At 72.6% G+C, this 9,347-nt stretch carries 5 protein-coding genes; 4 read left to right on the top strand and 1 reads right to left on the bottom strand.

Annotated elements, in window-relative coordinates:
- Together AB0K09_RS06675 and AB0K09_RS06670 are read left to right on the top strand one after the other, a co-directional pair.
- Window positions 1-1,130: ERAP1-like C-terminal domain-containing protein (locus tag AB0K09_RS06675; protein ID WP_366064192.1), on the top strand; the 1,130-nt coding region annotated here is incomplete at its 5' end.
- Window positions 1,131-1,266: 136 nt separating this feature from the next.
- A complete protein-coding gene (locus tag AB0K09_RS06670) occupies window positions 1,267-2,307 on the top strand; it encodes a hypothetical protein (protein ID WP_366064191.1) in 1,041 nt (346 codons plus the stop codon).
- Window positions 2,308-2,426: 119 nt separating this feature from the next.
- Here AB0K09_RS06670 and AB0K09_RS06665 read toward each other — a convergent pair whose 3' ends face one another.
- Entirely contained in the window at window positions 2,427-4,157 is a 1,731-nt protein-coding gene (locus tag AB0K09_RS06665; protein ID WP_366064190.1) for a TIGR03767 family metallophosphoesterase, read from the bottom strand.
- A gap of 487 nt (window positions 4,158-4,644) precedes the next feature.
- Between AB0K09_RS06665 and AB0K09_RS06660 the strand changes: the two genes are divergently transcribed.
- Both AB0K09_RS06660 and AB0K09_RS06655 read left to right on the top strand, forming a co-directional pair.
- Window positions 4,645-7,980, top strand: coding sequence for a S8 family serine peptidase (locus AB0K09_RS06660; RefSeq protein WP_366064189.1), 3,336 nt, complete (start codon window positions 4,645-4,647; stop codon window positions 7,978-7,980).
- A 179-nt stretch (window positions 7,981-8,159) separates the two neighbouring features.
- Window positions 8,160-9,188, top strand: a complete 1,029-nt coding sequence (locus AB0K09_RS06655) for an aspartate-semialdehyde dehydrogenase (RefSeq protein ID WP_366064188.1) — start codon at window positions 8,160-8,162, stop codon at window positions 9,186-9,188.
- Window positions 9,189-9,347 lie beyond the last annotated feature (159 nt).

Here is a 9,347-nt window from a genome sequence, read left to right as displayed (position 1 = left end):
GAGCAGAGCCCCAGCGCGGCGACCCGTCCGCCGGTGCGGACCAGCGAGGGCAGGTGCACCGCGCTGCCGAGCCCGAAGAGGGCGGCGGCGCCGAGGCGGACGTCGCCGGGGCCCGAACGGTCGTGCCGGAGCTGGTCGACAGCGAGCGGCCGGACCTGGTGCTGGTCAACGACGACGATCTGACCTACTGCAAGCTGCGCTTCGACGAGCGCTCGCTGGCGACCCTGCGCGAGCACCTCGGGGACATCACGGACCCCCTGGCCCGCGCGCTGTGCTGGTCCGCGCTGTGGAACCTCACGCGGGACGGACTGCTGCCGGCCCGTGAGTACCTGGCGATGGTCCGGCGCTTCGCGGGCGCCGAGAGCGACATCGGCGTGCTGCAGATGCTCCAGGCATGGGCCGACGCCGCGCTGACCCACTACACGGCCCCCGACGGGCGCGAGGAGGCCGGCCGGCTGCTGGCGGCCGCCGCGCTGGAGGAGCTGCGGCGGGCCGAGCCGGGCAGCGGGCACCAGCTGGCGTGGACCCGGTTCTTCGCCCAGCTCGCGGCCGACGAGGCCGAGCTGGCGCTGCTGCGCGGGCTGCTGGAGGGCACGGAGAAGATCGACGGGCTGGACGTCGACCAGGAGCTGCGCTGGGCGTTCCTCGCCACGCTGGCGTCCCGGGGCGCGGCGGACGAGGACGCGATCGCGGCCGAGCTGGCCCGGGACGACACCGCCTCCGGCCGGCGGCACCAGGTGCGCTGCCTGGCCGCCCGGCCGTCGGCCGAGGTCAAGGCGGGGGCGTGGGCGTCGGTCGTGGAGTCCGAGGAGCTGTCCAACGCGCTGGTCGAGGCGACCATCTCCGGTTTCGACCAGCCGGGGCAGCGCGAGCTGCTCGCGCCGTACGCGCCGCGCTACTTCGAGGTCGTCGAGCGGATCTGGCGGGAGCGGTCCATCGAGATCGCCATGTCCGTGGTGCGCGGGCTCTTCCCGGCGCTGCAGGACAGCCGGGAGACGCTGGAGGCGACGGACGCGTGGCTGGCCGGGCACGCCGACGCCGCCCCGGCGCTGCGGCGGCTGGTGCTGGAGGCGCGGGACGACCTGGCGCGGTCGCTGCGGGCCCAGGCCCGCGACGCGTCGGCCGTCTGAAGCGGCGGGAACCGGGCAGTGGCCCCGAGGACACGGTGACGCGTGAAGTCATTGCCTTCGGGGTACGTTGTCCGCAATTGTCGACGGGCCTGTAACAGCGGTTAGGGACCGCCCGGCGGGGTGGAACGGTCGAGTCATGAACCACGACACCCCGCTCTCGCCCCGGCCGCTGTACCACCTCTCCGACGTCCGTCACCGCGTTCTGACCGCACGTCAGCTCAGGGAGCACGGCGTGCCGGGCGCCACCGTCGCGGAGCGGTGCCGCCCGGGCGGTCCGTGGCAGCGGCTGGCGCCGGGCGTCTACCTGCTCCACCCCGGACCCGCCACCAGCGAGGAGCGGCTGCACGCCGCCCTGATGTACACCCTGCCGCGCACGGCCGTGCCGCCGCAGCGCCGGCCCTCGCCCCCGCGTGCCGCGGAACCGGCGTCCTACGGCGAGGCGATGATCACCGGGATGGCCGCGCTGGCCCTGCACCGCTTCACCTCCGTTCCCCCGCTGACGCGCCTGGAGCGGATCGACGTCCTGGTGCCGCGCGTGCGCCGGCTGCGCTCGGCCTCCTTCGTGCGGATCGTACGGGCGCACACCGTGCCGCGCCCGAGGCTGCTGACGGGCGTGCCCGTGGCCCCGCCGGCGCGGGCGGTGGCCGACGCCGTGGGGCAGCTGACGGAGGCCGCGACCGTGCGGCGGTTGCTGACGGAGGCCGTGCGGGGCGGGCACTGCGAGGCCGCGGCGGTGGTGCGGGAGCTGACGCGGGCGCGGCTGCTGGACCGGCCGCACGTGCGGGAGGCCGTGGACGCGCTGCTGGCGGAGGGCCGGGCCGTCGCCGAGGGCCGGCTCTACGCCATGGTGCGCGATCACGCGCTGCCCGCGCCGCTGTGGAACGTGGAGCTGCGGCTGCCCGGCGGTCCGACGCTGGGCGGCGTGGACGCCTACTGGCCGGACCACGCGGTGGCCCTGGAGATCGACGCGCGGGTGCCGCGGCAGGACGACGGCGCGGTGTCGGGCGAACAGTGCCGCAAACGCGAGCACTTGGAGCGGCTCGGCGTCACGGTCGTGCACGTGACGCCGAGGAAGCTGCGTGAGTCGGCGGAGCAGCAGGCGGCGGTGGTGCGCACCGCGCTGATGGCTTCCGCCGACCGCGAGCCGCCGGCGTATCTCGTCGTCCTGCCGCGCTGAGCGCCCCGCGCCCCGGGCGAAGCACGGCACTCCGTCTGCGGGCACATCGTGGCTTGTCGGCCACCGGCGGCCCGCAGCCGACGCCACCCCGGGGCGCTGCATGATCCGCCGGCAAGGCGCTAGCGCCGGGGCAGCAGGAGTTCGGTGTTGCGGTCGGTGGGGTCGCCGGCGAGGGTGTCGTCCTTGCCGGGCGCGTTGAAGGCCAGCTCGCGGTAGAGGGAGGCCAGCCCGGTCTGGGAGAGGTCGTGGAAGTCCGTCCGGTGGGGGGCGGCCGATTCGAGCAGGGTGGTGAACAGGGAGATCGTGCCGTCCTTGTTGTCCGTGATCTCGATGACGCGGGCCAGCTGGGGGTAGTCGACGTGCGAGGCGGTGGCGATCTCCCAGAAGGTGCCGCGCGGCCGGATGCGGTTGCGGTGGCTGTGGCCGTTGATCCAGGCCAGCACGTTGGAGTGCCGGTTGAGCAGGCCGATGACCTCGTCGCCGCCGTGCCGGCGGTCGTTCGGGCGGGAGGGGTCGGCGACGGTGTTGTTCATGCTCCAGCTCGGGTGGTGGCTGAAGATCAGCGCGTACTCGTCGCGGTGGGCCTTCAGCGTCTTGTCGAGCCAGTCGAGTTGGGCCGTGCCGAGCGAGCCCTGGTAGTGGCCGCCGGGGTCGGTGGAGTCGAGGCTGATGCCGATGACCCGCTCGGAGACGCGGAACGAGTAGTAGAGCTCGCCCGAGTCGAGGTTGGCGCGGGTGTAGCCGTGGCCGACCGGGCCGCGGCCGGCGTGCCGGGGGTCGAGGTGGGCGGCGACGTACTGGCGGGCGGTCAGCGGGACGCGGCGCGGGTCGGGGGTGACCTGGCGCATCTCCTTCTTGTGCGCCTTCAGCAGGGCCTCGATGCGCTTGCCCTTGGGGTCGGCGCCGTTGGCCTCGCCCTCCATGAGCCACTTGGCCTCGGCGGCGCCGATGGTCTGCAGCTTGCGGCCGCCGACGGCGGCGTCGGCGATGAAGGTGCCGTGCGCCGGGTAGCAGCCGCCGGAGAGCAGGTCGTGGTTGCCGAAGGTGGAGTACCAGGGGATGTTCAGGCCCGGGCTGGTGACCTGGCGGGTGACGGCCTTCAGATAGCCGTCGATGCGCGGGTAGCCGAGCGCCTTGTCCTGGTCGCGCAGGGAGCTCTCGGGGTGCCAGAAGAGCTTCAGCCCGCTGTTCTGGACGCCCTCGTAGTGGTGGGGGTCGCCGGTGTTGGGGTTCATCCTGCCGCCGCTCATGGCGGTCAGGAACCACTCGACCTCGATCTGGGCGTTCTCGTCGCCGTTGTCGCCGGTGGTGATGACGAACGACAGCGGGGTGCCGGTGGCCGGCCCCCGGCGCAGCTTGTTGACGCGCTCGACCAGGGAGACGACGCCGGGCAGGGTGAGCGCCTCGTGGGGGCGCCACGCGCCGGCGTCGCCGGCGCGGAAGAACTCGTAGCGCAGGGGGTGCTGGAAGTCGGTCAGGTGCAGATCGGTGAACTGCACGAAGGACGCCAGGGTGGTGCGCCGGTCCTCGCGGTGGCTCTGGGCCCCGGCCAGGTCGGAGCGGACGAGCCGGGGCCAGCCGGGGCCGTCGCCGAGGCGCCGGTAGCCGCCGCTGCCCCGCGGGGTGGCGACGGAGACGAGGGTGGTGCCCGCACCGCTGGGCGCGGCGGCGGCCACCGGCTCGGCCGGGGCGGCCTGTGGGGCCGCGTCCCCGGGAGTGGCGGCCGCCGCCCCGCCCGCGCCGCTGCCGGCCAGGCCCAGTCCGGTGGCCGTGGTGACGGCCCCCGCGGCGGCCAGGAACGTACGGCGGTCGAGGTGCGAGGCTGCGGTTCTGCGGGATCTGCGGTGCATGGCGGTCTCCCCGAGTGCGAACGCGAAGGCAGTCTGTCGTGCGGGCGGGCCGCTGGCCCGGTCAGTGAGGATCGTTGGCAGCGCGGATGACCTGGGCGTGAACATGACGGCAACGCCCGCCGCCGATCACCTCACATGGATCTTGGCTACTGCGAACTGACATACACCACTCGTCCCCGGGAGTGCTGACGCTCACTCAGCGTTCACCCGTCGGGGAACCGTGGGGACCGGCGTGGGGCACCTGGTGTAGTCCGTTTGTCCTACAGCCCGCGAGCTGCGCGAATAGCCGCGGCTGCGGCTGACCGCTTCATGGCCTCCGTCCTGCTTCATCCCGCGTGGCGCGTGGCGGGTTTACGCCATCCTTACGTTCCCGCTATGACAACTCTCCCCAAAACCGCGCCACTTCCATCAAAGTGATCGCTCATCCGGCTCCGATATCCGGACCTGCCGTTCGGCAGCCGTTCACTTCTTCCCATCAAGGATGTTCATGACCACCCCCGCATCCGAGAACACCGCGCCCGCCGACGGCGCGAGACGCGTGGCGCGAATAGCCGTCGCGGCCGGTCTGGTCGCCGCGCTGACCACCGCCGGCGCCGTGCCGGCCTTCGCCCACGACGACCCCTGGACCGTCGCCCCCGGCCAGGGACCCGCCAAGTCGGCCCCCGCCAAGCTCGGTTCGCAGGACGCCGCCCTGCTGGCCAAGGCCAAGTCCCGGGGCGACTCCACGGTCACCATGATGATCGCCACCGCTCCCGGCAGGACCGGCCAGGTCGAGAAGAAGCTGGACGGCATCGCCGGCGCCTCGGTGGGCCAGGCGTACGACAAGCTCGGCTACGTCCGGGCGACGGTGCCGACCGCCAAGGCCGACGCCGCCATCGCGGAGGCCGGCAAGCTCGACTCGGTGCACGGCATCGACCTCAAGCAGGAGATCAAGCTCCCCGACCCGACGCCCCGCGCCGACGGCGCCGAGGGCAGCGGGGCCGCGCAGCGGCTCGCCAAGGGCAGCACCTACCCGGGCCCGGGCAAGGACACCCCCGCGAAGAACCCCTACCAGCCGGCCTTCGAGACCGGCGCCGTCGACTTCGTCCAGGACCACCCCAAGGCCGACGGCCGGGGCGTGACCATCGGCATCCTCGACTCCGGCGTCGACCTCGGGCACCCGGCGCTGCAGAAGACCACCACCGGCGAGCGCAAGATCGTCGACTGGGTCACCGCGACCGACCCGATCACCGACCGGGACGGCACCTGGCTGCCGATGACGAAGTCGGTCTCCGGCCCCTCGTTCTCCTTCAACGGCCGCTCGTACACCACGCCCGGCCCCGGCACCTACCAGGTCGCCCTCTTCCGCGAGAGCGCCACCGCCGGCGGCGACATGAAGGGCGACCTCAACCGCGACGGCGACACCACCGACTCCTGGGCCGTGCTCTACGACGCCGCCAAGGGCACCGTCCGCGTCGACCTCGACGACGACGCGAACTTCGCCGACGACGAGGAGATGAAGCCGTACAAGGACGGCTTCCAGGTCGGGTACTTCGGCAAGGACAACCCCGCCACCGCCATCGCCGAGCGCATCCCCTTCACGGTGCAGATCCGCAAGGACGTGCCGATGGACCCGCTGGGCGGAAGCTGGGTCGGCAAGAAGAGCGACTTCGTCAGCATCGGCGTCATCGAGTCCGAGCACGGCACCCACGTCGCCGGCATCACCGCCGCCAACGGCCTCTTCGGCGGGAAGATGAACGGCGCCGCCCCCGGCGCGAAGATCGTCTCCTCGCGCGCCTGCACCTGGACCGGCGGCTGCACCAACGTCGCCCTCACCGAGGGCATGATCGACCTCGTGGTCAACCACGGCGTCGACATCGTCAACATGTCGATCGGCGGACTGCCCGAGCTCAACGACGGCAACAACGCCCGCTCCGAGCTCTACACCCGGCTGATCGACACCTACGGCGTCCAGCTGGTCATATCCGCCGGCAACAGCGGCCCCGGCGCCAACACCATCGGCGACCCGGGCCTGGCCGACAAGGTCCTCAGCGTCGGCGCCGCCGTCTCCCGGGAGACCTGGGCCGCCAACTACGGCTCCGAGGTCAAGACGCCCTACGCGATGATGCCCTTCTCCTCCCGCGGCCCGCGCGAGGACGGCGGCTTCGCCCCGGTCATCTCCGCCCCGGGCGCGTCGATCAACACCACGCCCACCTGGGAGCCCGGCGCCCCCGTCGCCGAGGCGGGCTACGACCTGCCGCCCGGCTACGGCATGCTCCAGGGCACTTCGATGGCCTCCCCGCAGGCCGCCGGCGCCTCCGCGCTGCTGATCTCGGCCGCCAAGCAGAAGCACATGAAGCTCACCCCGGCCGACCTGCGCACCGCGCTCACCTCGACGGCCAAGCGGATCAAGGGCTTCCAGGCCTACGAGCAGGGCACGGGTCTGATCGACATCGTGGAGGCCTGGGACGCGCTGCGCGAGGGCGCCACCGCCCATGACTACACCGTCGACGCGCCCGTCTCCACCGCGCTGTCCGACAAGCTCAAGACCCCCGGTCACGGCACCGGGATCTACGACCGCGAGGGCGGGCTGAAGCCGGGCGAGAGCCGGACCTACGACGTCACCGTCACCCGCACCACCGGCCCCGACAAGCCGGTCGCGCACGAGCTGACCTGGCGGAACAACGACGGCACCTTCCGGCTCGCCGGCGACGACGAGGTGAAGCTGCCGCTGAACAAGCCGGTCACCGTCAAGGTCAGGGCGAAGGCCAAGACCCCGGGTCTGCACAGCGCGATCCTCACCGTCGACGACGGCCGCACCGAGGGCATCGACAAGCAGATCATGACCAGCGTCGTGGTCGCCCAGCCGCTCGCCGAGCCGGCGTACGCGCTGAAGGAGACCGCCTCCGTGCAGCGCAACGCCACGCGCTCGTACTTCGTCTCGGTCCCGGCCGGCGCGAAGACCCTGGAGGTGGCCCTCGGCGGCCTGGCCGCCGGCAGCCAGACCCGCTTCATCGCCATCAACCCCTACGGCGTCCCGGTCGACCCGACCTCCACGCCGAACTGCTACCCGAACTACCCGAACCCGGCCAACACCTGCCGTCCGGACCTGCGGTCCTACGCCAACCCGCTGCCGGGCGTCTGGGAGATCGAGATCGAGGCGCGCCGCACCTCGCCGCTGCTCGACAACCCCTACACCCTGACGGCCACGGCCCTGGGCGTGTCCTTCTCCCCCGCCGTGCAGACCGTCGCCGAGGCCAAGGTCGGCACCCCGGCCCCGGTCACCTGGACCGCAACCAACGGCTTCGCGCCGATCGACGGCCGGCTCAAGGGCGGCGGCCTGGGCTCCTCCAAGGTCACCCGCCCGGTGATCAAGGAGGGCGAGAAGCAGACCACCACGGTCGTCCTCGGCGAGGGCGTCAGCCGGCTGGAGGCCAGGATCGGCGGCGCGGCCGACGCCAAGGCGGACCTCGACCTCACCGTCTACAAGGACGGCAAGGTCGTCGGCTCCTCGGCCGGCGGCAGCGCGAACGAGCTGGTCACCCTGGACAAGCCGGCGGCCGGCGAGTACACGATCGAGGTCGCGGGCTACGCGGTGCCGTCCGGCTCGACCGCCTACGACTACCGCGACGCGTACTTCGCGCCGTCGCTGGGTGAGATCAAGGTCGACGAGAAGCAGCCGGTCAAGCTCGCCGCCGGGCAGTCCGCGCAGGTCACGGCCCAGGTCGTGGTCGCGGGCGCGGCCCCGGAGGGCCGGGTCTTCTCCGGCGACGTGCAGCTGGTCGACGCGGCCGGCACGGTCGCGGGCAGCGGCAGCGTGAAGATCGAGAAGGTGCTGCCGTAACCCCGGCGCGGCATCCCCGGTGAGAACGGCGGGCGGGCGTCCCCTTCAGGGGGCGCCCGCCTTTCCCACTCTCCGGACAATGGATTGGACTTTGGGGGCGGGTCCTCCCGCATGATGGAACCGTTGAACCAGGTCGGCCGTCGTAGAACGTACGTGCCGTACGCCATGAGGGAGCGCCAGTGAGGGTCGGAATCGTCGGAGCCACCGGTCAGGTCGGCGGAGTCATGCGCAAGATCCTCGCCGAGCGGGAGTTCCCGGTGACGGAGCTGCGACTGTTCGCCTCGGCCCGCTCCGCCGGCACCACGCTGCCCTGGCAGGACGGCGAGATCACCGTCGAGGACGCGGCCACCGCCGACTACTCCGGCCTGGACATCGTGCTCTTCTCCGCCGGTGGCGCCACCTCCAGGGCGCTGGCCGAGAAGGTCGCCGGCCAGGGCGCCGTCGTGATCGACAACTCCTCGGCCTGGCGCCGCGACCCCGAGGTGCCGCTGGTCGTCTCCGAGGTCAACCCGCACGCGATCGCCAACCGCCCCAAGGGCATCATCGCCAACCCGAACTGCACGACCATGGCCGCCATGCCGGTGCTGAAGCCGCTGCACGAGGAGGCGGGGCTGACGGCGCTGATCGCCACCACCTACCAGGCCGTCTCCGGCTCCGGCCTGGCCGGCGTGGCCGAGCTCGACGGCCAGGTCCGCAAGGTCGTCGACCACGCGGCCGAGCTGACCCACGACGGCGAGGCCGTGGAGTTCCCCGAGCCCGGCGTCTACAAGCGCCCCATCGCCTTCAACGTGCTGCCGCTGGCCGGCGCGATCGTCGACGACGGCAGCCACGAGACGGACGAGGAGCAGAAGCTCCGCAACGAGTCCCGCAAGATCCTGGAGATCCCGGAGCTGAAGGTCTCCGGCACCTGTGTGCGCGTGCCGGTCTTCTCCGGCCACTCGCTCCAGGTCAACGCCCGCTTCGAGCGCCCCCTCGGCATCGAACGCGCGTACGAGCTGCTGAAGGACGCCCCGGGCGTCGAGCTCTCCGAGATCCCCACCCCGCTCCAGGCCGCCGGCAAGGACGTCTCCTACGTCGGCCGGATCCGCGTCGACGAGACCGCGGAGAACGGGCTCTCCTTCTTCCTCTCCGGCGACAACCTCCGCAAGGGCGCCGCGCTCAACGCCGTCCAGATCGCGGAGCTGGTCGCCGCGGAGCTGCGCGGCTGACGCCGGCCGGCGGCACACGCCACCGCGCGACGGGCCGGGCACCCTCGGGTGCCCGGCCCGTCGTGCGTCACACGCTCCTCAGCCGTCAGCGTACGGCCCGCCCAAGGCGGCCCCTACGTGCAAGGATGGCCGGAAAATCGCGATGTGAAGGAGATGCCC

This window comes from Streptomyces sp. NPDC049577 (genome assembly GCF_040675635.1).
In the GTDB taxonomy this organism is placed as follows: Bacteria; Actinomycetota; Actinomycetes; order Streptomycetales; family Streptomycetaceae; genus Streptomyces.
Note: the sequence above shows the minus strand (reverse complement) of the source record. Positions and strands in the feature narration are given on the sequence as shown.

Coding starts and splice junctions, on each gene's coding strand:
- AB0K09_RS06670 (WP_366064191.1), top strand. CDS start 1,267: ATGAACCACGACACCCCGCTCTCGCCCCGGCCGCTGTACCACCTCTCC.
- AB0K09_RS06665 (WP_366064190.1), bottom strand. CDS start 4,157: ATGCACCGCAGATCCCGCAGAACCGCAGCCTCGCACCTCGACCGCCGT.
- AB0K09_RS06660 (WP_366064189.1), top strand. CDS start 4,645: ATGACCACCCCCGCATCCGAGAACACCGCGCCCGCCGACGGCGCGAGA.